This window comes from Actinomadura rubrisoli (genome assembly GCF_004349215.1).
Lineage (GTDB): Bacteria > Actinomycetota > Actinomycetes > Streptosporangiales > Streptosporangiaceae > Spirillospora > Spirillospora rubrisoli.
Genome location: NZ_SMKU01000007.1, coordinates 1 through 26838, shown reverse-complemented (window position 1 = coordinate 26838; position 26838 = coordinate 1). Strand labels below are relative to the sequence as shown.

23 protein-coding genes are annotated in these 26838 nt (G+C 70.7%); 13 read left to right on the top strand and 10 right to left on the bottom strand.

Annotated elements, in window-relative coordinates; all coding sequences use genetic code 11:
* Positions 1 to 102: 102 nt before the first annotated feature.
* A complete protein-coding gene (locus E1298_RS03360) occupies positions 103 to 1563 on the top strand; it encodes an aldehyde dehydrogenase family protein (RefSeq protein ID WP_131889250.1) in 1461 nt (486 codons plus the stop codon).
* 107 nt (positions 1564 to 1670) lie between these two features.
* On the opposite strand, the gene E1298_RS03355 is transcribed toward E1298_RS03360, so the two are convergent.
* Complete coding sequence (locus tag E1298_RS03355; protein ID WP_165975273.1) at positions 1671 to 3053, bottom strand: S41 family peptidase; 1383 nt, start codon at positions 3051 to 3053, stop codon at positions 1671 to 1673.
* A 180-nt stretch (positions 3054 to 3233) separates the two neighbouring features.
* Here E1298_RS03355 and E1298_RS03350 point away from each other — a divergent pair, with 180 nt between their 5' ends.
* A complete protein-coding gene (locus E1298_RS03350) occupies positions 3234 to 3776 on the top strand; it encodes a hypothetical protein (protein WP_131889248.1) in 543 nt (180 codons plus the stop codon).
* Positions 3777 to 3778: 2 nt separating this feature from the next.
* Positions 3779 to 4990 carry a DUF6745 domain-containing protein gene (locus tag E1298_RS03345; RefSeq protein WP_131889247.1) on the top strand — a complete coding sequence of 404 codons (1212 nt, stop codon included), beginning with the start codon at positions 3779 to 3781 and terminating at the stop codon, positions 4988 to 4990.
* A 147-nt stretch (positions 4991 to 5137) separates the two neighbouring features.
* Here the strand turns inward: E1298_RS03345 and E1298_RS03340 are convergent, their stop codons facing one another.
* The 5 genes from E1298_RS03340 to E1298_RS03320 all read right to left on the bottom strand — a co-directional run bounded on the left by E1298_RS03340 (position 5138) and on the right by E1298_RS03320 (position 9658).
* A complete protein-coding gene (locus E1298_RS03340) occupies positions 5138 to 6367 on the bottom strand; it encodes a CU044_5270 family protein (RefSeq protein ID WP_131889246.1) in 1230 nt (409 codons plus the stop codon).
* On the bottom strand, positions 6364 to 6897 hold the full coding sequence (locus E1298_RS03335) for an RNA polymerase sigma factor (protein WP_165975272.1): 534 nt from the start codon (positions 6895 to 6897) through the stop codon (positions 6364 to 6366). The genes E1298_RS03340 and E1298_RS03335 overlap by 4 nt, the downstream gene beginning before the upstream one ends.
* A gap of 107 nt (positions 6898 to 7004) precedes the next feature.
* Positions 7005 to 8000, bottom strand: coding sequence for a HEAT repeat domain-containing protein (locus E1298_RS03330; RefSeq protein WP_131889244.1), 996 nt, complete (start codon positions 7998 to 8000; stop codon positions 7005 to 7007).
* Positions 8001 to 8006: 6 nt separating this feature from the next.
* On the bottom strand, positions 8007 to 8669 hold the full coding sequence (locus tag E1298_RS03325; RefSeq protein ID WP_131889243.1) for a HEAT repeat domain-containing protein: 663 nt from the start codon (positions 8667 to 8669) through the stop codon (positions 8007 to 8009).
* A 146-nt stretch (positions 8670 to 8815) separates the two neighbouring features.
* Complete coding sequence (locus E1298_RS03320; protein ID WP_131889242.1) at positions 8816 to 9658, bottom strand: helix-turn-helix domain-containing protein; 843 nt, start codon at positions 9656 to 9658, stop codon at positions 8816 to 8818.
* Positions 9659 to 10388: 730 nt separating this feature from the next.
* Between E1298_RS03320 and E1298_RS03315 the strand changes: the two genes are divergently transcribed.
* Positions 10389 to 10856: a hypothetical protein gene (locus tag E1298_RS03315; protein ID WP_131889241.1), complete on the top strand. Its 468-nt coding sequence runs from the start codon at positions 10389 to 10391 to the stop codon at positions 10854 to 10856.
* Between the two features lie 706 nt (positions 10857 to 11562).
* Here E1298_RS03315 and E1298_RS03310 read toward each other — a convergent pair.
* Together E1298_RS03310 and E1298_RS03305 are read right to left on the bottom strand one after the other, a co-directional pair.
* Positions 11563 to 11988 carry a nuclear transport factor 2 family protein gene (locus E1298_RS03310; RefSeq protein ID WP_131889240.1) on the bottom strand — a complete coding sequence of 142 codons (426 nt, stop codon included), beginning with the start codon at positions 11986 to 11988 and terminating at the stop codon, positions 11563 to 11565.
* A 34-nt stretch (positions 11989 to 12022) separates the two neighbouring features.
* Entirely contained in the window at positions 12023 to 12481 is a 459-nt protein-coding gene (locus tag E1298_RS03305; RefSeq protein WP_131889239.1) for a VOC family protein, read from the bottom strand.
* 827 nt (positions 12482 to 13308) lie between these two features.
* Between E1298_RS03305 and E1298_RS03300 the strand changes: the two genes are divergently transcribed.
* The 3 genes from E1298_RS03300 to E1298_RS03290 all read left to right on the top strand — a co-directional run bounded on the left by E1298_RS03300 (position 13309) and on the right by E1298_RS03290 (position 15316).
* Entirely contained in the window at positions 13309 to 13977 is a 669-nt protein-coding gene (locus E1298_RS03300; RefSeq protein WP_131889238.1) for a hypothetical protein, read from the top strand.
* A 278-nt stretch (positions 13978 to 14255) separates the two neighbouring features.
* Positions 14256 to 14771, top strand: coding sequence for a helix-turn-helix domain-containing protein (locus tag E1298_RS03295; RefSeq protein ID WP_207944412.1), 516 nt, complete (start codon positions 14256 to 14258; stop codon positions 14769 to 14771).
* Positions 14681 to 15316, top strand: coding sequence for a transposase (locus E1298_RS03290; protein WP_131889236.1), 636 nt, complete (start codon positions 14681 to 14683; stop codon positions 15314 to 15316). The genes E1298_RS03295 and E1298_RS03290 overlap by 91 nt, the downstream gene beginning before the upstream one ends.
* 820 nt (positions 15317 to 16136) lie before the next feature.
* On the opposite strand, the gene E1298_RS03285 is transcribed toward E1298_RS03290, so the two are convergent.
* The gene (locus E1298_RS03285) at positions 16137 to 16907 is read right to left on the bottom strand and encodes an IclR family transcriptional regulator domain-containing protein (RefSeq protein WP_243725364.1); all 771 of its coding nucleotides are present in this window, start codon (positions 16905 to 16907) and stop codon (positions 16137 to 16139) included.
* 96 nt (positions 16908 to 17003) lie between these two features.
* Here E1298_RS03285 and E1298_RS03280 point away from each other — a divergent pair, with 96 nt between their 5' ends.
* Genes E1298_RS03280 through E1298_RS03255 form a run of 6 tightly spaced genes read left to right on the top strand, consistent with a single transcriptional unit; the run spans position 17004 to position 25640 of the window.
* Positions 17004 to 18023 carry a zinc-binding dehydrogenase gene (locus tag E1298_RS03280; protein WP_131889234.1) on the top strand — a complete coding sequence of 340 codons (1020 nt, stop codon included), beginning with the start codon at positions 17004 to 17006 and terminating at the stop codon, positions 18021 to 18023.
* Positions 18020 to 20011, top strand: a complete 1992-nt coding sequence (locus E1298_RS03275) for an oxidoreductase (protein ID WP_131889233.1) — start codon at positions 18020 to 18022, stop codon at positions 20009 to 20011. The genes E1298_RS03280 and E1298_RS03275 overlap by 4 nt, the downstream gene beginning before the upstream one ends.
* Positions 20008 to 21417, top strand: a complete 1410-nt coding sequence (locus E1298_RS03270; protein WP_131889232.1) for an FAD-dependent oxidoreductase — start codon at positions 20008 to 20010, stop codon at positions 21415 to 21417. The genes E1298_RS03275 and E1298_RS03270 overlap by 4 nt, the downstream gene beginning before the upstream one ends.
* Positions 21401 to 22918, top strand: coding sequence for an MFS transporter (locus tag E1298_RS03265; RefSeq protein ID WP_131889231.1), 1518 nt, complete (start codon positions 21401 to 21403; stop codon positions 22916 to 22918). Before E1298_RS03270 ends, E1298_RS03265 begins: the two co-directional genes overlap by 17 nt.
* Positions 22915 to 24273, top strand: a complete 1359-nt coding sequence (locus tag E1298_RS03260; protein WP_131889230.1) for an amidase — start codon at positions 22915 to 22917, stop codon at positions 24271 to 24273. The genes E1298_RS03265 and E1298_RS03260 overlap by 4 nt, the downstream gene beginning before the upstream one ends.
* Complete coding sequence (locus E1298_RS03255; RefSeq protein ID WP_165975271.1) at positions 24270 to 25640, top strand: amidase; 1371 nt, start codon at positions 24270 to 24272, stop codon at positions 25638 to 25640. The genes E1298_RS03260 and E1298_RS03255 overlap by 4 nt, the downstream gene beginning before the upstream one ends.
* On the opposite strand, the gene E1298_RS03250 is transcribed toward E1298_RS03255, so the two are convergent.
* A complete protein-coding gene (locus E1298_RS03250) occupies positions 25583 to 26416 on the bottom strand; it encodes an IclR family transcriptional regulator domain-containing protein (RefSeq protein WP_131889228.1) in 834 nt (277 codons plus the stop codon). The genes E1298_RS03255 and E1298_RS03250 overlap by 58 nt on opposite strands.
* Positions 26417 to 26838 lie beyond the last annotated feature (422 nt).

The window sequence follows — 26838 nt, the reverse complement described above, 5'->3', positions numbered from 1 at the left end:
GGTACGCTCCCGGAATGTTCACTTTAGATGATACGATCGTACTCCTCAAGTGAACGCAGCCGGTGATGCGGACCACGCCCGGCGCGGAAGGAAGGCTGTGGCATGAAGCCGACATCCATCACGCTGCCTCCCACCGAACTGTTCATCGACGGCGAATGGCGGCCTGGGAACGGCGGGACGTTCACCGTGGAGAGCCCCACGGACGGCACCGTCATCGCCAAGCCGCACAGCGCGGACGCCGGCGACGTGGACCGCGCCGTCGCGGCCGCCCGCCGCGCCTTCGACCTCGGGCCCTGGCCCGCCCTGCCCGGCGCCGAGCGCGGCAGGCTCCTGCACCGCCTGGCCGACCTGATCGAGGAGAACGCCACCCGCTTCGCCGAGCTGGAGTCGCTCGATGTCGGCAAGCCCTACCGCGACGCCCTGGCCGTCGACGTCGACCTGGCGGTCCAAACCTTCCGGCACTTCGCCGGGTGGGCCGACAAGCTCCACGGCTCGACCATCCCCGTCCCCGACCACATGGGACGCCCGCGCTTCTCCTTCACCGAGCGGGTCCCGGTCGGCGTCGTCGGCGCGATCACCCCCTGGAACGCGCCCACCATGATCACCAGCTGGAAGCTGGCCCCGGCGCTCGCCGCTGGCTGCACCGTGGTGCTCAAGCCCGCCGAGGACGCGCCCCTGGTCTCCCAGCTGCTGGCCGAGCTCGCGGCGGCGGCCGGCCTCCCCGCCGGCGTGCTCAACGTGGTCAACGGCCCCGGCCGCACCACCGGGGCGGCGATCACCGCCCACCCCGGCATCGACAAGCTCTCCTTCACCGGCTCCCCCGAGGTCGGCCGGGCCATCGGCCGGGCCGCCGCCGAACGCTTCACCCGCGTCACCCTCGAACTGGGCGGCAAATCCCCACAGATCGTCCTCCAGGACGCCGACATCGAGGCCCTGGCACCCGTCGCCGCCGTGTCGCTGTTCGCCAACAGCGGCCAGACCTGCGCGGCCGGCACCCGCATCCTGGTCCACCGCAGCCGCGTCGACGACGTCGCGCAAGCCCTCGCCGCCCAGGCCCGCGCGCAGCGGCTCGGAGACCCCTTCGACGCCCAGACCACGATGGGCAGCCTCATCAACGCCGCGCAGCGCGACCGCGTCATGGGCTACGTCACCGCCGGCCTGGACCAGGGCGCCGAACTGATCACCGGCGGCACGGCACCCGACCGGCCCGGCTACTACGTCGAACCGACCCTGTTCGTCGGCACCAACGACCTCACCATCGCCCGGGAGGAGATCTTCGGGCCGGTCGGCACCATCATCCCGTTCGACGACACGGACGAGGCGATCCGGCTCGCCAACGCCACGCGGTACGGGCTGGCCGCCGTGATCTGGTCCCAGAACATCGGCGAGGCGATGGCCGCCTCCCGTGCGCTCCGAGTAGGCGCCGTATGGGTCAACTCCTGGGGCGCCCCCGACCCCCGCGTCCCCTGGGGCGGCATGAAATCCAGCGGAGTGGGCCGGGAACTCGGCCTCTCGGGCCTCCTCGCCAACACCGAGGAACGCCTGGTCAACATCGTCTACTGAGCACCGGGCCAGCCCCGAACACGCCGATGCGCCCGCCGCGGATCTCGCGGCGGACGCCTACCGGCTTTCGACCCGGCACCGTGACTTCGTCGAGGACCGGATGTGTCCTACCTCAGGACGCTGAGCGCCTTTGCGAGACCGGGGTCGCGTCCGGCCGACAGGTCCGCCGAGGACACGGGGGCCTGATGGTCGGGCGCCACGCCGACGGTGTTGATGATCTCCTTGTTCGCGGCGATCTCGTGGCGTTGGGGGAGGGTCAGCGTGCTGCCGTCGTCGAGGACCCAGGGGACGGCGGGGCCCGAGACGACTCCCGCGGTGCGGGTTCCGACGAGAGTGCCGAGGCGCAGGTCCTTCACCATGCTGGAGAAGTCGTCGCACGCCGAGGCGCAGCCGCGGTCGGTGAGCGCCACCAGCGGCAGCCGCAGCAGTTCGACGGAGTCGTCCGTGCGGGTGGGGGTGCAGTCTCCCTGCACGGTGCACAGGTAGCTGATGATCTTGTTGTGGGTCCAGGCGCTGACGAGCCGCCTGACCTCCTTGGGGCTGCCGCCGCCGTTGTTCCGCAGGTCCAGGACGACCCCGCGCAGCGTCCTGCCCTTGCGGAGCGCCTCGATCGCGGCCAGCACCTTGTCGGCCGCCTCGGGGAAGAAGCCCGGGAGCTTCACGTAGGCGACGTCGCCGGGCAGCAGCCGGGACTCGATCTGCGGGGGGCCGCCCGGTACCAGCGCCCGCGTCAGCTCGCTGGTGAAGGTGGCACCGGTGGAGGGACGGCGCAGCTTCAGCGTGACGGTGTCCTTGGGGCCGTCTTGGAGCCCCAGGATGACGCTCGAAAGCGGGACTCCATTGATATACGGCGGTACACCGTCGATCGAGACGATCTCGTCGCCCAGTTTGATCCCGGCCTTCTCGGCCGGGCCGCCTGGGAGGATCTGGTTGACGAAGAGCGGCGCCTTGCCCGCTGGGTCGACCGACCCGGGTCCCTGGAAGCCGGACGTCCTGAAGCCGAGCAGTTTCGTCCTGGACTCTCTTGTGGGCCGCCAGCGCGCGTGGTTGTCGTTCAGGCTCTTGACCATGCCTTCGATCGTCGCCTTGGCGGCCGCCTGCGCCGCCTCCGCGGGCAGTTTGGCGACGACCTTTTCAAGGACGCCCTTGAACGCGGCCCAGTCGGCATGTCGCCTGCCGGTGAGCGCGGGCATGGCGGCGTCCGGCTGGTCCAGCCCGCGCCGTTGCAGTTCCTGGGTGAGTGCGGCGAAGGCGGGTAACAGGACGGCTCGGCTGTCCAGCACGGGGCCGCTGTAGTAATTCTCGAACAGGCAGTGGTATGCCTGCCCCACGACGTCGACCGTGGTGGGGCGCGGTTCCGGCGGCGTCTGCGGCGGCACGGAGCAGGACTTTGGGCGTTGGGGGGCGGCCGAAACATGGCTCGCCGGCCCGACCAGGGTGAGCGACGCGGTGGCCGCCAAGGCCACCGCGACCGACTTGGTGATTTTCATGCCGTCAGCATTGACCCTGCCATGTAATGTCCCCGTTAGCATTTCCAGCAGACCTGCATCGTTGCCCGGCAAAGAAGCGGAGAAGACCGTGCTGACCGGGGTGATGCGGTCCCAGAAAATACGTTTCCCATGGGGGCGGACGGCGCTAGCTTTGTGGAAGACACTTCGCGGGAGGCCGTAGTGGAACTTCTCAGCAGCGTGCTGTCGGATGGCGCCGACCTGGCTCATCTGGCCGCCGAACTCGACATTCCGACGATCGCCGGACTGCAGCACCAGGGCGACGTTTCCGTGATCCCCGCCGCGATGGCGGTGGAGGATTTCCAGCACCCGATGAGCCCGGTCCCGGCGGCCGGGGTCGCGGTGGTCCGTGGAGAGGCGGGCGGCCACACGCACCTGCTGCTGGCCTCCGGTGACGTCTGGTACGACGCCCGCGACGGCGCGGCGAACGACATCGTCCTGGGGTCGCTGGAGGTCGGCGACGGCGCGACCGCATGGCTCGATCACCCGGAGCACGGCAACACCGGCATCGGCCCTGGCCTGTATGTGCTGCGGCGCAAGCGCGAGCTGGCGCCGCGCGTCCTCGATCCTGGGGCTCGTCGCAAGCGCGATCGGGCTCGCAAGGAGGCCCGTAAGCAGGCGTCGCAGGCGCAGGCGCGGGCGGCTCGTGACCAGGCGGCACGTGCGCAGGCATCGAGCGCGACCGTCCGTTTCGTTGCGGACTGACGATGGCGGACCAGCGGCCACCTCACGGCCAGGGCGGGCCGCTACCGGCACCGACCGCCGAGCAGCAGGCATTGCTGCCGTCGGTGCGGGAGGAGTGGGTGGGGTACGGGCTGGCCGTGGGTCCGGCGGACCGGCCGGCGGCCGAGGCGGGCGTCCAGGACGTCTACCTCGGCGCCGGCCGGCAGCCGCCGGAACACGTGGTCTGGCTGGGCTCGCCGATGGCGGGCGGCATCGGTGCCGACATCCGCGCGGGCCGGCTTCCGCTGGTCACCAGGCGGGCGTGGCAGACGCTGCCGGAACCGACCGGCGAGGCCATCGTCCAACAGGTGCCGCAGGACGCTCCGGAAACCGACCTGATCATGCTGGACCCGCTGCCGCCCGAGCTCGGCGACCTGGAGCGGGACCCGCGGTGGGCCGCCCTGCTGGGCCGTCTCGACCGCGAGGTGACCGCCGCGGTCGAGACGGGGCTGGCCAAGGCCGTCGGCGCGGCCGTTGACCAGGTGGCCGCGACCTGGCAGGACGCGCAGCGGCTTCCCGAAGTGGCGGCGCTGCCCCGGCTGGGCGCGTTCCGTCCGCGGATGCCAGGGCGGCTCGCCCAGCTCGATTTCCTCGCACGGTGCGGCGTCTGGGAACCGGACCGTCACAGCCGCGGCCTGCTGCGGGTGGGACGGGCGGCCGGGGAGTGGTGGCCGATGCGCAACAGCGTGATCCTCACCGAACGTCCCACCGAACTGCACCATGACGCCGAAGGCCGGCTCCACCATCCGAGCGGGCCGGCGGTGCGATACCCCGACGGCTGGTGCCTGTGGGCATGGCACGGCGTCACCATGCCGCGCGAGATCGTCGAGGACGACGTCTCGATCCGCCGCGCGGTGTCGCTGCGCAACTCCGAACAGCGGCGCTGCGCCGTGGAGCTGCTGGCCGGACGGGCCGGCTGGCGCCAGGTGGTCGGCCAGGCAGGATGGCCGCAGGTCGGTCGGGAGCTGCCGGACCCGGGCAACCCCGGACAGGCCCTCAGCCTCTGGTGCGTGGAGGAGCTGTACGACGACCACCTGCACCTGCTGCTGATGACCAACGGGACGCTGGAACGGGACGGCACCCGGCGCGAGTTCGGTGAGCTGGTGCCCGGCTGGATCCGGGACCCGGTGCAGGCCGCCGCGTGGCAGATCGGCCTCACCCCCGGCCGGTACCGCGAAACCGCCCGCCGAACCTGAACCCACCCGGGCTATGCAGGACGGTCCGGCCGGCCTGCCGGGCAATTCGCCGATGTGCGCTCGCATCAATGGGTATTGATGCGAGCGCACACGGTCATTGTCGGTTACGAGTCGGCTTGTCAGGCGTTCCTGAACGCCGGGTCCGGTTCACCCGCGCGGGCGCGCGGTCTTCAGATCGGGCGGGAGCAGGGCGCCGGCGGGCGGCACCGCGTCCGTCCACTCGCTGACCTCGAAGAGCTGGTAACCGGCCAATTCGCCGCGCTGGTGGAAGCGGTCGGGCATGTCCTTGGCCTCCAGCCGCCTGGGCTTGCCGTTGTCCCCGGTGGGAAGCGGGCGGCCGCCGTGCGGCGGATTCACCACCAGGTCCCGGATCGCCAGCAGCTTCCCGGCGGCGGGGTCGATGATGAACTGCCGCTGGTAGGTGCCGAGCTGCTTGGGCGCGGTGTACAGGCCGAGCTCCACGGTGGTCTCCAGCGGCAGCGAGACCACGGTCCCGGGACGTCCCTGCGGATCGACCGTCCTGCCCTGGGGCCGTACTCCGGGCAGGGCCGCGAGCATCCGGAACGTCGCCGCGCGCACCTTGGGAGGCGCGGGCGCGGTGGACAGCAGCGTCCCGGCCACGTCGCTCAGCGCCCGGACCCGCTCCTGGCCGGACAGCGCCCGGATCGGCTCCTTGCGGGTCTTGGAGGTGTAGGCGTGCCAGTCGCCCTTGAGGCCGAGCAGGGTGTTCTGGAGCGCTTTCGGTTCGGTGGGCAGCTTGGCGATCTGGCCCAGGGTCAGGCCGTACCACCGTCCGTCGCTGGGCATCCGCGGCCCCATCTGCCCCGGCGGAGGGTTCATTTCCAGGAGCATCTGCTCCTCGCCTCCCTCTGAATTGGGGATCTTCACCCAGCCGGGGGACCCGGCGGCCTTCCACCTCTGCTTGTCCTGGGCGGTGACCGGAACGTCGGGCAGGTCGAGGTTGGCCGAGCTGCCCCTGCCGTCCCGCGCGGTCCAGTTGTCGATCCCCTGACGCGAGTCGACCCTGTAATGCGTCGCTTTCCGTGCGCCGACCGCGTAGATCTCGCCGAGGACGGTTTTGGCGTGCCAGTAGCGGCCGGCCGGCGCCTTCTGCGCGCTGGCGGCGGCGACCAGCAGCGCGTTGCCCGGGGCAGGCGCGGAACCGTCGCCGGGCCGGAGGGCGACGACCGCGACGCCCGCGGTCGCCACCGCGGTACCGACGGCCAGCGCGATCGGCAGCTTCGGGACGTGACGCCGCGACCGTTCCTGGGAGGCGGCGGTGAGCGCGGGGATGCGCGACTCGTCCGCCGGGGTGTTCTCCACGGCGTCGAGCATGGCGGGCTTGAGCGAGGCTACGGTGCGGTCGACGGTGTTCATCCGCGCTGTCCTTCCAGGGCCGGGTGCGGAACAGAGGCGTGGTCAGAGGTCGAGAGCAGACGGGCGAGCCGCTTGCGCGCCCGGTGCAGGCGGACGAAGTACGTCGCCGTGGAGCAGCCGAGCACCCGCGCGGCCTGCCCGGCCGAGAAGCCGTACCAGGCGCTGAGGACCAGCGCCTCGGCGTCGCGTTCGGCGAGCGCCGCGAACGCGGCCAGTCCCGCCTCCCGCTCGGCGACCACCTCGCCGGTGTCGGTGTCGTGCTCGGTCCTCATCTGCCGGGCCCGCTCGGCGATCGTCGCGTGCCGCCGTCCGGCGTCGCGCTGTTTCAGCCGGTGCCGCCGCGCCACGCCGAACAACCAGGGCAACGGATCGTCGTCCGGTACCTGGTCGAGCTTGCGCCAGGCGGTCAGGAACGTCTCGTTCGCCACGTCCTCGGCCGCCGCACGCGCGTCATGGGCGAGCGCGTAGCCCAGGACCTTCGGATAGTGCTGCCGGTAGATGGCTGTGAAGCGCTCAACGCTGGCGTCCACGTCACCACCTCCTCTCAGGGGTCACCCGGTACCCCCGAGATCGCCTCACCTTCTTACAGGCCGGCGTCACTTCTTTCGGACGCGGGTGGCATCTCAGGAAGGATTCGTCACCGGGCGTTGCGCAGCTTGAGGATGTACGTCGCAGTAAGCGCGACGGCACGGTCGTCGTCGCGTGACAGGTCTGCGAGGGCATCCGACGCTGTCGTCCCCGGGATATCCGCGAGCGCCTGTGCCAGCCGCCGACGGGCAGGCGAGTCCAGGGTGCCGCGGGCGAGGCGGTCAACGAGCCCGGTGGCGATCCGATCCTCCAACGCGGGGTCACTCGCCAGCGCGCTCAGCGCGTCGGCCGCATCGACGTCGTTCGTCTCCTCGACGATCATGTCGATGAGCGTCGGGACCGCGTCGGCCACTCCCCGTGTCCCGAGCGCCAGAGCCGCGCACCTGCGGACCACGAGGTCAGGACTCGCGAGGACGTCCCGAAGCAGCGCGGTCGCCTCACCGGTCGAGATCTCGGCGATGGACTGGACGGCACGTTTCCGCACCTGGGCCACCGGTGAGCCAAGACCCTCCGCCAGCAGCGCCAATCCGTCCTCTCCCGATTGCGCCAGAGCCCATCGAAGGGCTCCGGCGACGTTCGGATCCGTCTCGCTCAAGGCCGCCTCGACCAGCGCTTCCACCGGCACCGGAACGGAGGACAAGGCCGCGCGCTGGCGCTTCCCGGCGCTTTTCGACTCCAAAGCGTGGAGGAGCGCGACGATCTGGAGGACGTCCTCCCAGGCGGCGGGTTCCGCGGCACCGATCCGGCGGAGCCGGGTGAGCAGCTCCGTCTCACTCGCGATGCGCTCTCGCGTCTGGCGGACGAGGTCGTCGACGAGGTCCGAGGGCTTGAAGCCGGGATCATCGAGCGCACGCCTGACCTCACTCAGCGACAGACCCAAAGACCGCAGGCTCTCGATATGGAAGATCCGCCGGATGTCCTCGCTGGAGTACTCCCGATAGCCGGCGTCGGTGCGTCCCGTTGGCCGCGCCAGGCCGAGCGAGTCGTAATGCCTGAGCATGCGGGCGCTGACCCCGGACCGTCGTGCCACCTCACCGATCAGCACTGCCCATCACCCCTCCTGACCGGGCGCGCCAAGGGCCATGATGCGCTTCGCCTCCTCGATCGCGAACTCGAATCCGGCATCCGGGTCGTGCGACAGCCGTTCCGTGGCGATCGCGTGTTGACGCACGCGAGGGCCGGGATCCGTCATCGCGGCGCGCAAGGTCGGCATGATCACCTCACCGAGCGCGATCAGCGCCCGGCTGAGGCTCAGTTGCGTCTCCCGCCCGCCGCGACCGAGCTGTGTCGCCAACGCCGCGGCCAGCTCGGCTTCCTCGCCTTCGGGCACGAGCACGACCGCCGCCCGCCAGGCGCTCCGCGCCACCTCGTCGTCGGCGTCGGCCAGCAGCGCCCGTGTGATCGCCGGCCATGCGTGACGATCCCCGATCTTGGATAGCGTGTGCAACGCCTGGCTGCGCGCCTGAGCGCGCTCCGAGCGGAGTTCATTGAGAAGCTTTGGGACCGTCATCGACGATGGGTGGCGGGTGAGCGCCCACGTGAGCATGTCGCGCACGTAGAACTCAGGTTCGATCGCGCATCGTTCGATGAGCTTGTCGATGAACCGCGGGTCAGGGGCCGTGCCGACCGCCAGCGCCGCCCGCAGCCGCACTGACGGGCTGCTTCTCTCCAGCCCCTGGAGAGCTCGCATCGTGTCCGCGTCCTGTTTCGGCATGGTCGGAGTCACCTCCTCGGCTCCCCCCAGTGAAGACCTTGCCACTGTGTCAAGGTCAAGCGACCTGCCGCGCGGGAAGGCACGCGGGCACCGCCCGGGTTGCGTAACTGATCACCGACGACACGCTGCCCCTCCCGCTGCGCCGCTCACTGGGTGGTGAGGCGGTTCAGGTAGTGACGGATGATCTCGCAGCTTTCATCTCTCGGGAGCGCCGACTCCTCCTCGATCAGCGTCCACAGGTCGGTCAGGTCGGTCCCGGCGAGTTCGACGCCGAAGACGCTGTGAGCGAGGCTGAGCCGGTCGCTGACTCCGGGAAACTCCAGCACGTCGAAGTTGCAGGTTCGGTCCTCGTACAGCGGAGCGGACGAAGGCACGATCCGTACCCTGCCGTCCGGGCTTTCGTCGAGAGCCAGCAACCACCGGAGTTGAGCGGTCATCACCTTTGGCTCGGGCACCTGCTTCAGCGCGTCCTCATCGATGATCAGATCGAGGAAGCGGGGGCGTCCCCCGGCGCGGAACCGCTGGCGCTGCAGGACGATGTCCCAATCGGCCTCGGGATTGTGCGGCGGGAGGCGGTGAGAGTTGAGCAGGCGGGTGTATTCCTCGACCTGTGCGAGGGGCGGTATCAGCCGCATGCCGTAGGAATGGACGACGCATGCCTCCGCCTCGGAGATCAGCCCGTCTCGCTTGAGGGCCTTGATGTCGGGCAGCAGGGGCGCCAGCCAGTCAGGTCCGTTGGGCCGCGTCGCCAGGTCGACCATCAGATCGGCGACCTTGGCGGCTCGGACCTGGTAGCGCTCCAGCAGCCGCTCGACGTCGGCGACCGTGGGCTGGGCGAACCCCGTCTCCACTCGGGCCAGCCAATCAGCGTCGCAGCCACTACGCGCTGCCGCCTCCTCATAGGACCACTCGATGATCTCGCGGGCCCGGCGCAGATACAGCCCGAGTCGTCGCGCGTTGATGTTGGGTATGCGTTCCCGGTCAGCCATCCGAACCTCCGATGCTCATCGTGACGGACACGGAGCGCGGACCGCAGGCCTCTTCAACATTGCACTCCTCCTCCAGGTCACAATCCGCACTTAGCCGACATTGCGCTTGCCGAAGGGCGAGGGACGGCGGGCTCTGGAGCGGGACTTGATCAGTCGTAGGAGCGGCTCCCGTTGTTCCCACTCCGCATCGGTAGATCGAACCGCCTCGCCGACGCATGAAGGGACAAGGGGATAAATACGGATGGACAAACACATACATTCTCGCGTTTGCCTTGGTGGGGTGCGGTGCGTCGTCAGTGACCCGAACGTCGAACCCGCGGATTGAGAGCGTCGAACGCTACTGCTATGCCCGCATTGACCAATGGTTGCATGCCTTCTCGTGTTGCCGCGGTGCCGGCCGTCCGACCCGCACCTTCGGCAAAAGGTCAGGGTCGGCGGATCGTCAGCCCGGCGTCGGCCACTGCGTTCGAGCTACGCCCATTCCCTTGTGGAGGCGAGCGGAGTGGTACGGCCTGCTGCACCAGAAATGGACGCGTGGGCTGGATCGCCTGCCGCGCCCGGAGGCTTCTACCGTCGATACGACCGACCATCCACCGGTGATCGCGTAGCGCCGGAGGGCAGGGGTTCCTTCCGTCCCAACGCACGGAAGGGATGCCTCACGCTCACCCTGAGCGAAGGACGGTCATCGAGTGAGTACGCAGGACAGCCGACCGCAGTAAAGGAGACGGACATGAATTTTCTTGGCACACGCCGTAATCACTGGATCATGCCGCTGGCCGGTGCCATAGCGATGCTCGGCTTCGCCGCGCAGCCGGCGGCGGCCACCGCCCCGGCCCCCGTCGTGAACTATGCGTGCGGGCCGGAGATAGAGGCCGGCCCAGTTGTCTATAGAGCGTGCAGCGAAGTGACCTGGACGGGACCGGACGACCAGTACAGCGCACAAGGCATCCTGTTTGTGTCCAACCGGGGCATAAACGAAGCCGACTTCACCCTCACTCTGGAACGCTGGGACTATACGGTCGGCGATTGGACGACCGACACCACCGACTCGGACACGCTGCCATCGGGAGACGAAAGGCCCTATTTCGCGCCGCCGCGGGAGTTGCCGTGCGGGCAGGACGCCCGCGAGCGAGGGGAGGCCACGGTTCCGACGTATTCGGGCGACTGGTCGGAAGTGGTCCTTCCGGCGCCTTGCTGACATCGCGCGGTAACACCAGAGCGCGGACGGGCGCCTTCGCCGCCGTCTGACCCTCCATTGCGAGCGACCGTGGGCGGAGTCCATGTCGGAGCCCGTAACGCTGTCGCACTCGATCTCCGGCCCGCACTCCCGGGCTTCGACATCGACGTCGCCGCTCACCGCCATGGGCTCGGCAACCTGGACCGCCTTGATACTGCCGCTCGGACTCGTCCAAGGACGTCGAGCTGCCACGCATCGGGGCGATTTTGCGGAACTGCGACCCATCCGGCGAAACCCGTGGTCACAGGCACGGCCAACGAATAGCATCACGCCGCACAACCGCAGCTCAGAGACCAAAACTCGAAACTCGCGCGGGACAGGATCAGGGCTGCGTTCAGCGCCGATCCTCGGGACGCGCCGGTCCATCGGCCGCCCGCCGGGCACAGCACGGGCGGCGGCTCCAGGCCGCCGCCCCGAGCCACGCCAGGAACGTCACGGCGCCGAGGACGCTCACGCCCGTCCAGCCCGCCGCCCGTACGTGACGGGTGTGAGCGCCGAACCGGCCGCGCCACCGGCGAAGTAGGACGTCATGTACGCCGAGATGATACGACGGCGGGCGCCCGGCCGCAGCCACCGGCTGGTGACGTGCAGTCCCTGGAACGAACGCCGGAGCCGGACCGGACGAGCTCCGCGGCGCGTTCCCGGTCGCCGTCTCGGGCCGCCGCGGTCATTCCCGGTCCCGCTCCGCGGTGAAGGCGGCGACCTCCGAATTGGGGTCGAAGTAGACCTTCCAGTCTGCGATCTTCCCGTCCGTGACGGTGAGCCGGTGGACGTCCTCGACCTCGAACTCCTGGCCGGTGGCGCTGCAGCGGGCCCGCGTATAGATCACCGCGAACGCGGTGTCGCCCTCGGCGCGCAGATCACGCAGCGCGTAGTCGAGCACCTCGGTGGTCTCTGCGCGCACCGCGAAGGCCCTGCTCACCTCCGCGATGCCCACATGCCGCCCGAGATACGGGATCACCGCATTCCACTGGTTCAACGGCAGTTCGAACTCGATGTCCTCTGACAGCGTCGAGAAAGCGGAGTCCAGGTCGCCTCGCTCAAGGCTCGTGAAGAAGCTGTCGACTACGGTCCGACTTGTCTGGGTTCCCATGACAATCTTTCCTCCGAAGAAATACTTGGCCCGCTCAGGCGTCCGTGAGCTCGATGAACTCGATGAGGTTCTCCTCAGGGTCACGCACGAAGAACGCTTTGAGACCGAGCTCGGGTACCGTTGCGAGATCCATCGCGACGTTGAGTCCGTGCTGCCGCGCACGGGCCAGAATCGACTCCGCGTCGGTCACATAGAAGGCGATCTGCGTGACGCCCCGCACAACGCTGTGGCGCGGTGGATCTTGACGGCGCGGTCCCGGCTCCGCTTCAGCCTGCTCCGCCAATTCAAGCCGCAGGCTGTGGCCTGTCAGGAAGGCGACGCGGGCCCCCAGCTCTGGGAATTGGACCAATTTCAGTAAGCGGAAGCCTAGATTCTGGGTGTACCAGGCGATACAGGCGTCCAGGTCGCCCACTGAGATGCAGGCCGACAATGCCTGGATGCCCAGGGGATCCGGGACGGCGGCTTTCTCCCGTCCAGTGATGTGCGGCGTCATTGGCTGTCCTTAGGGTCGGCCGGGCCGTGCTCCGCGCGGTCCAGCATGATGGGGCGTCAGCGAGCCACCGCGCGCCAACGGAGCCACGCGGAAAAGAGAATCGGTATATGCGTAGGTTGTCATGACGCACTCCATCCGGAGCCCGTCGCTATGATTGAAGATCATTCGATATCGGCCGCCGACCTGTTTCGACCAATCACTACCCACCACAATACGGGGTTCAATCACCAAGGGTCGTCACCGTAAAGTCAATCTCGCGGTAACCCGGGCAGCGATTCGCGGATAGCGCGAAATGCCTTCACTCCGCTGGTCGAAAATGGGCGGCCCGGCCACTCCGCCGAGAGTGCCGCCGTCCGCAGCACCGGCGCGGTCCTGAGGGCCATGGAGCCGAAGATCAAGTCCATCGAAGTGCAGGAGCTCGTCGCGCCCTTCAACCAACTCGGCTGGTTCAGCCTCCCGATCCGGTGGCGCTGCGCAGCTGCCGGGAGCCTCGGCGGCCAGCATCCGCAGTGCCTAGGCGCGGTCCTACGGATCGAGCGTGCGGGGCAACCTGCCTGCGCGTACTGCTGCCCGCACACGCTGCAGAACCTGCTGAAGACCGGTGCTGAGGACGGTGCGCAGCGCAACGGGCGATTCTTGCTTGGTGGGACCGCGTTGAGGGACCGGACAACACGGGGCTCTGCATCAGGGATAGCGCCTCCATGCGAAGCCCGGGGGCCTGATCTGGCCAGCAGGGAGGTTGGGATCAAGGTCATCTTCGCTGTGGTGTCCCCTACGATCAGCGGATGCTTCGGCCTTCTGCGTGTCTTGCCGGTATCGCCGGGACGGTGCTGATGGTCAGCGGGTGCGCGGCGACCGGACGGCGAGCGACGGCCGCGCCGTCCTCCCCTAGCGCGTCCGCGCTCAAGCGGGTGGAGCAGGCGCTCATCATGCCGCGAGCCACGGGCAAGCCCGACCCGGTGCGCTATGGGGTCGCCTCGGGCCCGTTCGAAAAGATCATTAAAGAGTTGATCGCCGGCCCTCGGGAACCGGACGCCTGCGTGTGGGGCCAGACCTCCTCCGGCCAGCTAGAGGGGGTGACGACCGGGCCGGTCAGGAGCGCGGCCGCGCTAGGCATCTGGACCGATTCGGCCCGGTCGGTGATGGTCAGCGAGAGCATCGTCGCGCTGCCTGACACCACGGCGAGCAAGCTGATCGCAAAGCCGATCACTACGCAGTGCCGTGACCACCACTTCCGCTCGAACGGAGAGGCGATGCGGATGTTCGTGGAGAGCGACAACGTCCGCAGAAGGGGCGGCAGAATCGAACGCCTGACGACCTACATCCTCAGCACTCCCACCGGGGCGCAGCGGCACCAGTACGCAATCATCAGAGTCAACGGCCATGTGGTATTCCTGGCTCTGTCGCCCGCCCGCAAGCCACCGGCACCCGGCAGTTACACCACCATCACCCAAGAGGCCGGGACGCAGGCGGTGACGGTGCTCGGCCGCCTCTGACCCGCCCCGCTCTGCACCACCAGGCCGCGCACTCGCCGCCCGATCGGCACGAGCCTGCGTGTTCGCCGCTGCCGGTGACCGGCCTGCTCGCCAGGCACCGGGATCGTGCCGGCGATGCCGCGTCAACGCAGGCAATCCCGGCGCTGTCACCCGCACCAACACAGATGCATAGTCGGGTGTGCGGCCGTTAACGAGCTTTCAGGCGTGATGTCGCGGGGGTGGACAGGCTCTGTTGGGCCGGGATAGTTCGGGTTATGAGGTATCCGCAGGGTGGTGGGTTGACCGCGCAGCGGCGGGTGTTTCGGGAGAGGGTGCGGCTGCAGGCGGCGGAGCTGTTTGCCACCGGGTCGAACAATGCTGTGATCGCCCGCGAGCTGCGGGTCGGTGTGCGGTCGGTGCAGCGCTGGCGCAAAGCCTGGTCCAAGGCCGGGCCGCAAGGGCTGTCGTCCAAGGGGTCGCCTGGTCGGCCGAAGCTGAGCCCGAGGTTGTGGGCGATGTTGGAAGCCGAGCTCGAGAAGGGGCCGGTGGCGCACGGGTGGCCGGATCAGACCTGGACCCTGTCGCGGATCCAGACGGTGATCGGCCGCCGGTTTCACAAGTCCATGAGCCTGGCGGCCATCTGTCAGGTGCTGCACCGGCACGGCTGGAGCCACCAGACACCGGCCCGGCGCGCGGTCGAACGCCAGGAGTCGGTGATCGCCGGGTGGGTGAGGGAGACCTGGCCGCGCGTGGAAGTACCGCGGCGGCGCTCGACGCCTGGATCGTCTTCGAAGACGAGGCCGGCTTCTCGATGACGCCGCCGACCCGCAAGACCTGGTCCCCTCGCGGCCGCACTCCGGTGATCAGGGTGCGAGGCCGGTCGCAACGCCGCTTCTCCCTGGCCGCGCTGACCTGCTACAAGCCCGGCGAACGAGCTCGGCTGATCTACCGGCCCAAACAACACCCCGACCACAAGACCGGCCAGCGCCGCAGCTTCGCCTGGACCGACTACCGCGACCTGCTCATCACCGCTCACCACCAGCTTCAAGCCCCGGTCGTGCTGGTCTGGGACAACTTGAACGTCCACCGCGACAGACGCCTGAAGACCTTCATCGACGCCAGCGACTGGCTGAGGGTGTTCTACCTGCCCACCTACGCACCCGACCTCAATCCCGTCGAAACCGTCTGGTCCCTGCTCCGCCGCAGCAGCCAGACCAATCGCCACTTCACCGACCCCGACCAACTCCTGACCGCCCTACGCCACGGCCTGCGCAAACTCCAATACCGCAGCGACCTCATCAACGGCTGCCTCGCCGCCACCGGCCTCACCCTGACGACATCACGCCTGAAAGCTCGTTAGATGGACGGCCAGAGGATGGTCGACTTCTCCCGGCTGGCCCGCAGTCTGATATTCGACCCCGTCACGGACGGAGATCACGGGTGCTCGCAGGTGCCCGCGCCAGAAGCCCCGTCGTCTAACGCCGGCTCCGCGGTGACGTGTTGGATGGGTATCTGGTCGGCGCCTAACCAGGGTCAATTGGTGATGACGGGTGGGGTGTTGAGAGTGAGACCGGTGGTGGTCGGGCAGCCGTCGATCACCTCGGGCCTTGTCGGCCAGGGTGAGGATCCCTGCCTTCTGCAGTTCGCGCAGCATGACTCGGAGGTCGCATGAGGTGACGCAGTATCCGGCACCCACGCCCGCTGTGGTTGGCCATAGGGCAAGGAGCCCGGCCGTCGTTGTTGTCTGTGATTCGCAACAATGATGTGGTCGATCCCCGCGCGATGTCTGGGTTTTGCCCACGAGCGAACATAATCAGCCGGGATGACACTGCGGCGGCGCGCTAGACACCTTCCGCAGCCCTGTCCTCTGTCATAGCCGGCCCTCGCGCACCGGCACCTTGATCTGGCGCCCGCCGGCTTTCAGCCGTACGTGCTCGTCGGCGACCGCGTGTTCCCAGGCCGAGTTGGATCGGCGGCGTCGTCTGATCTGGGGGTGACCAGGTGGGGCTGGTGCCATTCCTGGAGCGTCACGATCTCGGGCTGTGCCTGCTGCCGTGACCAGCCCCACGCGCAGATGGGGTCCCGTTCGCGGTCGGCGACTGGTCGCCTCGTCCTGGAAGACGGCGGCCAGGTGGTTCCGCCTTACGGTACCGACTGCGGCGGTGCGGATGACGTGCGGTCTATTTTCGAGGGCGGTGGTGGAAGTCGTGTTCGACCGCCGCGGCGGTGCGCCGCAGCCGGGGGAGCATGGTGCCGGTCAGGTCGTCCACGTCGCGGCGTCCCGCGTGGCTGGAGATGTCGATCGCGGCCGCGACGCGGCCGGAGGCGTCGTGGACGGGGACGGCGATGGAGCGCAGGCCGGTCTCCAACTCCTGGTCGACCAGGGACCAGCCGACGCGGCGTGTTCGCTGGAGTTCGCCGCGTAGCAGAGCGTGGTCGGTGATGGAGGTTTCGGTGAGGCGGTGCAGCGTCGCTGACGCGAGGTAGCCGTCGATCCAGTCGTCGGTCCTGGCCGCGAGGAGGACGCGGCCCATCGAGGTGGCGTGCGCGGGCAACCGGCTGCCGATGGTCAGGGACAGGCTCATCAGCCGTCGGCCGGGGATCCGCGCGACGTAGACGATCTCGTCGCCGTCGAGGACGGCCATGGAGACGGCCTCGTGCAGGTCGCCCGCCAGGGCGCGCAGGTGCGGGAGGGCGAGTTCCGGTAGTGCCAGGGCGCCGAGGTAGGCGTTGCCGATGCGCAGCACCTTGGGGTGCAGCCCGAACGACTGACCGTCGGTGCGCAGGTAGCCGCGTTCGACCAGGGTGTGCAGGAGCCGCCGGGCCGAGGAGCGGTCCAGGTCGGTGGCTTTGGCGACCTCGCTGAGGCTGAGGGTGGCGCGGTCGGCGCGGAAGGCCGCCAGCACGGCGAGGCCACGCTGGAGCGAGGTCAGGAGTTCGGCTTCGCTCAACGATGCGTCCCGTTCCACATGCGCGTTGTACGCACGTTGGTTCGAATCCTTGGTTGGCATTGACACCTTACCAGCAAATGTTCATAGTGAGGCGCTATGCAAACGAATGTGCGTACAGCGCCCGATCGGGCGGCGATCACGCTGCGGCCGGGCCAGGTGGACGTCCTGGAACGGCCGGTGCCCCAGCCGCAGGACGGCGAGGTGCTCGTCGCCGTGGCCTGCGTCAGTGTGTGCGGCACTGACGCGCACATCTGGGCGGGTGACTATCCGTCTGCGCCGCCGCCCCTCGTCCAGGGGCACGAGATCGCCGGGTGGGTGGACGGCCGTCTGGTCGCGGTGGACCCGGCGAGGGCGTGCGGACGCTGCCACGCCTGCCGTGTCGGGCGGTCGAACGCGTGCGTGAGTTCGTCCGTCCTCGGCGTCCACGCGGACGGCGGGCTGCGGGAACACATCGTGGTGCCGAGCGGCCGGATCCACCCGGTGGACGGGTTGCCGCCGGCGACCGCGGCGCTGATCGAGCCGGCCTCCATCGCGTTGCAAGCTGTGGCGCGGTCGCGAGCCGAGCGTGGCGCGCACGCGCTCGTCCTCGGGTGCGGGCCGATCGGCTTGCTGGCGATCGGGGCGCTCGCCGAGCGGGGGGTGCGGGTAGCGGGGGTAGACCGTTCCGGCGCCCGGGCACGGCGGGCCGAGCGTTTCGGGGCGTCGGCCATGTGGGTCGCGGACGCGGACGACCCGCGCCGCCGCGCCGAGATCCTCGACTGGGCGGACGGCGAGGGTCCGTCGGTCGTGATCGAGGCGACCGGTGCGCCTGCGGCGCTGGCGACGGCGATCGACCTGGTGTGCTCGGCCGGCACCGTGGTCGCCGTCGGGATCTCGACGGCGGAGGCGAGGCTTCCGATGAGTGTGCTGCCGTACAAGGAGCTCGATCTGCTGGGTAGCCGCAACAGCATGGACCGGTTCCCGGAGGCGGCGGCGTTCATCGCCCGCAACCGGGGCCTCGCCGAGGAGCTGATCACGCACCGGTTCCCGCTGGAGCGGACGCAGGAGGCGTTCGCGCTGGTCCACGCCGGCGACGCCGGCGCCGGAAAGGTCGTGATCGATGTGGTGCCGTCGTGACCGGTGAACCACGGGGCGCCGCCAGGACGGCCGCGACGCCGGTACGGCTCGGTGCGCTCACCTTGGCGAACCGCGTGGTGGCCGCGCCGATGGAGCGCAACTACTGCGGCCCGGACGGCGTGCCCACCGGGCATTACGAGCACCAGGTGTCAGCGCTGGCGCGCGGCGGCAGTGCGCTCGTGTATGCCGAGGCGGCCTACGTCCGCGCCGACGGCAGGGTACGTCCGCGGCAGCTCGCCATCGACGACGACGGCGCGATCGCCGGTGTCCGGCGGCTCGCGGACGCCGTCCATCGCGGGGGCGCGCTGTTCGGCATGCAGCTCGTGCACGGCGGGCGGCTGGCCCGCGCGGAGGTCAGCGGATTCACCTCCGTCGCGCCGTCGCCCGTGGCGGCCACGGTGATCGACGGCGACCTCCCGCTCGAACTGGACGCCGCCGACGCCGCCGACCTCGTGGAGCGGTTCGGTGCGGCGGCCCGCCGCAGCGTCCGCGCGGGCGCCGACGTCATCTCGATCCACGCGGCGCACGGCTACCTGATCTCCCAGTTCCTCTCGCCGCGGACCAACCTGCGCGCCGACCGGTACGGCGACCCGGCGGTGTTCCTGCGGGAGGTCATCGCCGCCGTGCGGGCCGCCGTTCCCGGGACCACGGTGGGGGTGCGTGTCTCGGCCTACGAAGGGGTGCCGGACGGCCTCGGCGTCGACGAGACCGTCCAGATTCTGGACCGCGCCGGGGCGGGCGGGCTCGACTTCATCGACGTGTCCGCCGGCTGCTACGAGGCCGGGCAGTGGATCACGCCGACCGGCGAACTGCCGGCCGGGTTGCACGCCGTGGCGGCGCGGGGCTTCGCGGACCTCGGTCCGCCGGTGGGCGTCGCGGGCCGGATCGCCGACGGCGCCACCGCCGAACACGTCCTGCGGGACGAGGGCGCGGACTTCATCACGGTCGGCCGTGCGCTGCACGCCGATCCGTCCTGGACCGCCAAGATCCTGCGCGGCGAGCCGCCGCGTCCCTGCATCGCCTGCAACTACTGCGCCGACATGCTGCGTACCGGAGAGCCTGTCGGCTGCACCGTCAACCCCGAGGCGCACGAGGCGCTGCCGGCGGCGCCCGCGCCCGATGGCGAGCAGCCGGACGTGCTGGTCGTCGGCGCCGGGCCCGCCGGGCTGGAGGCCGCGTGCCGCAGCGCCGCGCTGGGCCGCCGGACGAGAATCGTTGACCGGTCGGACCACCTCGGCGGCACCTTCGCGCTCGCGGCGGGCCTGCACGAGTACCCGGAATATCACCGCATCGTCGACTGGTACGCGGGCCGGCTCGACCGGCTCGGCGTGCTGGTCGAACTCGGGACCGAGGTCGCTCCGGGCGACCTCGCCGGCCAGGACGAGGATCTGGTCATCATGGCGACGGGCCTGCCCGGCCTGGTCCCGGACGTTCCCGGCGCCGGCCTGCCTCGGGTGCGCGAGCTGACCGCCTGGCTCGACGGCGGACTGTGCGCACCGCTCGATTCGGAGTACGTGGTGTGGGGCGCCGACCGCGACGGCGCCGCCGTCGCCGACCACCTCGCCGCACGCGGCGTGCGCGTGGTCCTCGTCGGCGCGGGGGACGAACCCGCTGAGGACGTGGGCCCGCGCGCCAAGCTGCTCCCGCTGGCCCGGTTGCGCGCCGATGCCGGTGTGGAGTTCCTGCCGAACGCGACCATCGAATCGATAGAGCCGGACGCCGTCCATGTGCGCACATTCGCCGGCCGCCGGGTGATCTCCGGGACCGGTCCCGTCCTGGTATCGCTCGGACCGGACGGATCGGGCGCGCCCATTCAAGCAGCGCGGGCGGCGGCGCCCGGCAAGACCGTCACCCCGGTCGGTGCCGCGGCGGGCCACGGCGGCTGGACGGCGATCGCCGTCCGCCACGCGGCGGAGACGGTGATCACCGCGCGGCCCACCGAGCCGCGCAGGCATGACGAGTCCCAGCGAAAGGGGAATCACCCATGACATCCGCACCGGGGGAGCCCGGCCTCCAGCCGCCGAAGGTCACGCTGCCCGCCCGCGACCTGCCCGTCCGCTCGCACGCCGACGTGGTGGTCGCCGGCGGGGGACCGGCCGGCTTCTGCGCGGCGGTCGCCGCCGCGCGGTCCGGGGCGCACGCCGTGCTCGTGGAGCGGGCGCCGTTCCTCGGCGGCACGGCGACGGGCGCGATGGTCGCCAGCTTCATGGGGTTCTACTGGCGCGACCTGCGTGTAGGCGGCGGCATCGGCTATGAGGTGACGCGCCGGCTGATCGAGGCGGGCGGCGCCACCGGATTCGGCCCGTACGTGCTCGCTGAGGCCGGCGAGAACCCGGCGAAGGTACGGACCTTCCCCTTCGACCCCGAGATACTCAAGATCGTTCTGGACGAGCTGTGCGGTGAGGCGGGCGTCGAGGTGCTCCTGCACACGCAGGCCGTCGAGCCGATGCTGCGCGACGGCGCGCTCACCGGCGTCATCCTCCAGGGGATCGACGGGGCGGAGGCCGTCCCCGCACACGTCGTGGTGGACGCGACGGCGAACGCCACGCTGGTCCGGCGGGCGGGCTGCGCCACGCAGAACTCCCCGGATCAGCGCCGCGAACGGCAGCCGATGACGATGATGGCCCGGCTGTCGGCGGTCGACGTCCAGCGGTTCCGGTCACTGCCCAGGCAGGAGAAGCGTGCGCTCGCGCGGCGTGGCGTCGAGAGCGGCGAACTCGCGCTGCAACTGCTGTCGATGGTCGGCTCGCCGGCAGGCGAGGACGGATTCGTCATGGTGACACGCGTCTCCGGTCTCGACGGCTCGGACAGCAGGGATCTGACCCGCGCCGAAGTCGAGGGCCGCAGGCAGGTCCGCGCCGCCGTGGGGTTCCTGCGCCGCGAGGTCCCGGGGTTCGAGCGCGCCTACCTCTCGGCGCTCGCCCCGTGGATCGGGGTGCGGGAGACGTGGCGGATCGCGGGCGACTACGTGCTGACCGAGCAGGACGTCATGAGCGGACGGCAGTTCCCCGACGCCATCGCTCAGGGAGGCGGACCGCTGGACGTGCACGACGGCAACGGCGCCGGGCTGATCCTGAAGGAGCCGCCCGCGCCGTTCTCGGTGCCTTACCGCTGCCTCCTGCCGCGGGAACTCGACGGCACGCTCGTGGCGGGAAGGTGCGCCTCGGCGACGCAGACCGCGATGGGCGCGATGCGGCACATGGGCACCGCGATGGCCACCGGGCACGCCGCCGGGACCGCCGCGGCGCTGGCGGTCGAACACGGCGCGTCGCCGCGTGACCTGCCGGCGGAGGAGCTGGCGGGCCTCCTCATCGACCAGGGCGCGATCGTCCGAAGCCCGTTGCTCGACGGGCGGAAAAGCACCTCCGGAGGCATCGATGACTGTCAACAGTGAAGTCGCGCCCGCGGCGGCGCGGCGCGCGCTGCTGTCCAGCTTCATGGGCAGCGTGGTGGAGTGGTACGGCTTCCTGCTGTACGGAACGGCGTCGGCGCTGGTGTTCGACGACCTGTTCTTCCCGAACGCCGGGCCGACGGTCGCCACCTTGGCGATCCTCGCGACCTTCGCGGTCGGCGAGGTGTCGAGGCCGATCGGCGGCGTGCTGTTCGGCCACTTCGGCGACCGGATCGGACGCAGGTCGGTGCTCATGGCCACCATGCTGCTCATGGGCCTTGGCACCTTCGCGATCGGCCTGCTGCCGACCTACGACGAGATCGGCATGTGGGCGCCGGTGCTGCTGGCCGTCCTGCGATTCGTCCAGGGCCTCGCGGTGGGCGGCGAGTGGGGCGGCGCGGCGCTGATGGCGGTCGAGCACGCGCCCAGTCGGCGCCGCGGGCTGTGGGGCAGCGTGTCCCAGCTCGGCTCCGCGTCCGGGCTGCTGCTGTCCACACCGGTCTTCGCGCTGTTCGCGGCACTGCCGGAGGGCCAGTTCCACGCCTGGGGCTGGCGCGTGCCGTTCCTGCTGGCCATCGTGCTCGGGGGAATCGGCCTGTTCGTCCGCGCCCGTACCCTGGAGACCCCCGTGTTCGCGGCCGAGCGCCGACCGGACGGCGGACGGGACCGGGCGCCGATCGTCGAGGTTCTCCGGACGGGCCGGGGCCGGCTGCTCGCCGCGATCGGACTCGCGGTGGGCCCGCTCGGCGCACAGATGATCACCGTGGTCTGGGTCGTCTCGTACGCCGCTGACCGCGGCTACTCCAACAGTGTCACGCTGGGTGCGCTGATCATGATCTCCGTCGTGCAACTGGCCGTGCAGCCGCTGTTCGGTCTCGTCACCGACAGCGTCGGGCGGCGCCCGGTGTACGCGGTGGGGGCACTGCTGCTGGCCGTCAACGGCTTCGTGCTGCTGTGGCTGGTCAACACCGGCTCGGTGACGCTGTTCCTACTGGCGTTCCTCATCGCGACGCTGATCTTCTGCACGATGTTCGGGCAGGCGGCGGCGCTGCTGGCCGAGCTGTTCCCCACCGGTGTCCGCTACACGGGCATGTCGCTGGCCTACCAGACGGCGTCGGTGCTGGGCTCGGGATTCGGGCCGCTGATCGCCGCCGCGCTCCTCGCCGCGGCCGGCGGAGGCGCCAACACGTGGCTGGTGTCGCTGTTCATCGCGGTGATCTGCATGGTCAGCGCGGCCTGTGTGCTCGCGGTGCCGGAGACGCGCGGCCGCAGCCTCACCGGCGTCGACCTCGCAGCGCCCGGCGACCAGGGCGGCGGAGCCGGGGGCGACGCGGATGGGCACCGCGTGAACGGCGGACCGGAGGAGGCCGCGGCGAAGGCGGCCGCCGCATGGGAGCCCGAGGTGGTGGCGCTGCGGGCGCACCTGGCCCAGGAACGGCACGACGACGTCGTCCCGATCTTCGGTGTGGAGCCCTTCGACCGGAGAATGGAGGACAAGCGATGACCGACCACGAGAGTGCGCTCGCGACCGCGGCGGCCGTCCGCCGCGGCGAGGTGACGCCGGAGCAGTCGGTCCGCACCGCACTCGACCGCATGGCCGACACCGGGGCGCGACTCAACGCGTTCATCGCCGTGCACGAGCGTGCCGCGATCGACACGGCGCGGTGGCTCGCGCGAACGTCCTGCGACCTGCCGCTGGCCGGCGTGCCGATCGCGGTGAAGGACAACATCGCCGTCGCCGGGGAGCCGATGACCGCCGGCAGCAAGATCCTGGCGGGCCGTCGTGCGAAGCAGGACGCGGACGTGGTGCGTCGGCTGCGGGAGGCGGGCGCGGTGGTCGTCGGCGGCGCGAACATGCACGAGTTCGCCTGGGGCGGCACCAGCGTCAACCCGCACTACGGCACCGTCGGCAACCCATGGGACACCGGCAGGATCGCCGGCGGCTCGTCGGGCGGCTCGGCGGCGGCGGTGGCCGCCCGCTGCGTCCCGCTCGCCCTCGGCACCGACACCGGGGGCTCGGTGCGCTTCCCCGCCGCGCTCACCGGCACGGTGGCGCTGCGCCCGACCCTCGGCCGGGTGCCCACCGGCGGGGTCTTCCCGCTGGCCTACACGATGGACACGGTGGGGCCGATGACCAGAACCGTCGCCGACAACTCCGCGTTGTTCGGCGTGCTGGCGGGCGGGGCGGCCGTACCGCCCGTGCCGCCCCGCCCGGACGTGGGCGGCCTGCGGCTCGTCACCGCAGACGGGCAGTGGCTCGACGACGTCCAGCCTGCCGTCGCGCGGGCCGTCCAGGAGACGCTGGACGGGCTCGTCGGGGACGGCGCCGAGCACCGCCACGTGCGCTTGGAGCATCTCGCCCACCACCTCACGGCGGGGCGAACCCTCATCCTGGCGGAGGCGGCGGCCGTCCACGAGCGATGGCTGGCCGAGCGGCCGGAGGACTATGGGGCCGACGTCCGCACCCTGCTCGTCGCGGGCACCTCGGTGTCGGCGCGCGACTATCTGCAGGCCCAGCGCTACCGCCGGTTGCTGCGCGAGGAGGTCGTCGCGCTGCTCGCAGGCGCCGACGCGCTGGTCACGCCGATGCTACCGTTCACCGCGACGCCGATAGGCCGCGAGGACGTGGAGACAGCGCCGGGCCGTACCGAGGACCGCACGACGGCGATGCTCCGCTTCGCCCTGATCGCGTCGCTCACCGGGCTCCCCGCACTCAGCGTCCCGTGCGGGGCGGACGAGGCCGGGCTCCCGATCGGCGTCCAGCTCATCGGCAAGCCCCACGATGAGGCCACCCTCTACCGGATCGGCGCATGCGTCGAAGACGCGGCCCGGATGCACGAACGGAGCCCAGTCCTGTGACCGACCCCGCGATCGGCTCCGAGCCGCCGTGGCCGCCCATCGAGGAGATCTCCGCCGACGTGCGCGCGGGACGGGTCCGTCCGGACGGCCCCGCCCGCGAGGCGCTGCGCCGGATCCGGGCCGCGGGCTCGGCGGCCGGGGCCTTCACCAGAACCCGCCCACCGGGGGCGGTCGATCCGCGCGGCCGGCTCGCGGGCGTGCCCTTCGCGATCAAGGACAACATGGACCTGGCCGGCGAGGTCACCACCGCGGGAACGGCGGCGGGCGGCCTCGCGCCGGCCGCCGCCGACGCCACGGTCGTGGCGATGCTGGCGGCGGCCGGCGCGGTTCCGGTCGGCAGGGCCAACATGTCCGAACTGGCCTGCGCCGCGGTAACCGAGAACACGCTGTACGGGACCGCCCGCAACCCCTGGGACCCGCGACGCAGCCCTGGCGGGTCCAGCGGCGGCTCCGCGGTCGCCGTCGCCGCGGGCCTGGTGCCCTTCGCGCTCGGCACGGATACCGGCGGCTCCGTGCTGATACCGGCCGCGCTCACCGGCGTCTGCGGCATCCGGCCGACCGGCGGGCGGGTTCCCATCGCCGGCGTAACGCCCTTGAGCACCACGCTGGACACCGTCGGCGTGCTGGCCACCCGCGCCCGCGACCTGCGCACCGCACTGGCGGAGATGGTCGGCCCGGGCGTCACCCCCTCGCCCCTCGGCGCTTTCCCGCCGGTGACAGAGCCGCCCGTCCGGGACGGCCCACCGCTCGCGGGCCTTCGGGTCGGAGTCCTGGACGGATGGTTCCGGGACGGATGCGACGCCGGCGTGCTCGCCGCGGTCGACGCGGCGGTGTCCGAGCTGAGGCGACTCGGCGCGTCCCTTTCCGCAGTGCGGCTGCCGCTTGCGGAGGAGGTCACGGCAGCCGCCAAGACGCTCGTGTGGGCCGAGGCGGCGGTGAGCTATCGCCCGTTCACCGACGCCGGATCGCCGAACGAGTCGGTGCGGCGCCGGCTGCTGGACGGCGAGCGGGTGCCCATCGCGGACTACCTTGAGGCGCGCCGCCTCCGAACCCGCTGGCGGGACGAGGTCGCCGCCGTGCTGTCAGAGCTGGACGTCCTCGCCGCGCCGGTCGTCCCGATCCCGCCGCCGCCGATCGGTGTCGATCAGGAGGAGATCACGCGCACGCTCGTGCGCCTGACCTATCCGGGATGTATGGCGGGCACTCCCGCGGTGTCGCTGCCGTGCGGGCCCGCCGGGGCGCTGCCCACCGGCATGCAGCTCATCGGCCCCTGGGGCGGCGAGGGCCTGTTGCTGCGCATCGCCGACGCCTACATGACCGCGAAGTTCTCGGGCGTCTGCCCGACGCCGGGCAGCGGGACGGGCTGAGCGGTCAGATCCCTCTCGATCGCGCGGGCGCAGTCTATCATCGCGGGGACGATCGTCCCGGTCAGCTCCGCGACCTCGACCCGGCTCGTGTGGGTGCCGATGGAGATCGCGGCGACCACGGCGCCCGCATGGCCGCGCACGGGTACCGCCACGCTGCGGACGCCCTCTTCCAGCTCCTGGTCCAGCAGCGCCCAGCCGTCCCGCCGGACCCGCTCCACCCGGCGGGTGATCTCCCCGGGATCGATGATCGTCCGGCTGGTGTAGGCGACGAGCCGCACGCGGGTCAGGTAATCGGCGAGTGCCTCCTCCGTCAGGCCGGAGAGCAGCGCCCGTCCCAGCGCCGAGGCGTACGCGGGCACCCGCGTCCCCGCACCCAGCGAGATCGTCATCACCCTGCGCACCGCGGCCCGCGCGAGGAACAGCGCCGCCTCGCCGTCGAGGACCCCGAGCGAGCACGACTGGTCCATCGCGCGCGACAGATCGTCCAGATAGGGCTGCACCAGCTCGGCGAAGCCGCGGGAGGCGAGCGCCACGTACCCGAGGTCCAAGACCCTGGCGGTCAGCCGGTACCGCCCGTCCACCTGCTCGACGTACCTCAGTGCCTCCAGCGTCAGCAGCAGCCTCCGGACCGTCGCCCGATCCAGGCCGGCCCGTGCCGCGGCCTCCGTGACGCTGAGCTCCGGCGTCTCGGCGGAAAAGCAGGTCAGGACCTCCAGCCCACGGTCGAAGGTGCGCACGTACAGGCCAAGCCGTCCGGCATCCCCGGCCTTCGTCATCCCCATCTCCTCCACATCGCATCATAGGACGGAGAGGCCAGTGCAGGGGACGACCGGCCGTCCCAATAGCCGGCATCTGCCGGCATAGGCTGCGTCGGCAGATGCCTTGAGCACCAAGAAATCAAGGAGCGCCACGGAACCTCGCGGCTTTCCCGAACTCGGGAACTTCAACCTTCCAAGGTGCGTTTGCGGACGTCGAACGACACGCGTTGCAAAGGGGTCTCGCGCACGTACCGTACGACGAGCCAGCCGGTGACAGCGGCAATGAGGTTTTGCCAGTGACTTTCAGCGGATCCGGCGGTGTTCGAAGAGTGTGAGGACGTGGGCGGCGCGTACGAGGTCACCGATTCTGCTGGGGCTGAGAGTGGTGTGTTTGAGTGCGGTCCAGCGTTCGGTCAGCAGCGCGAAGCCGCGTTCGCCGC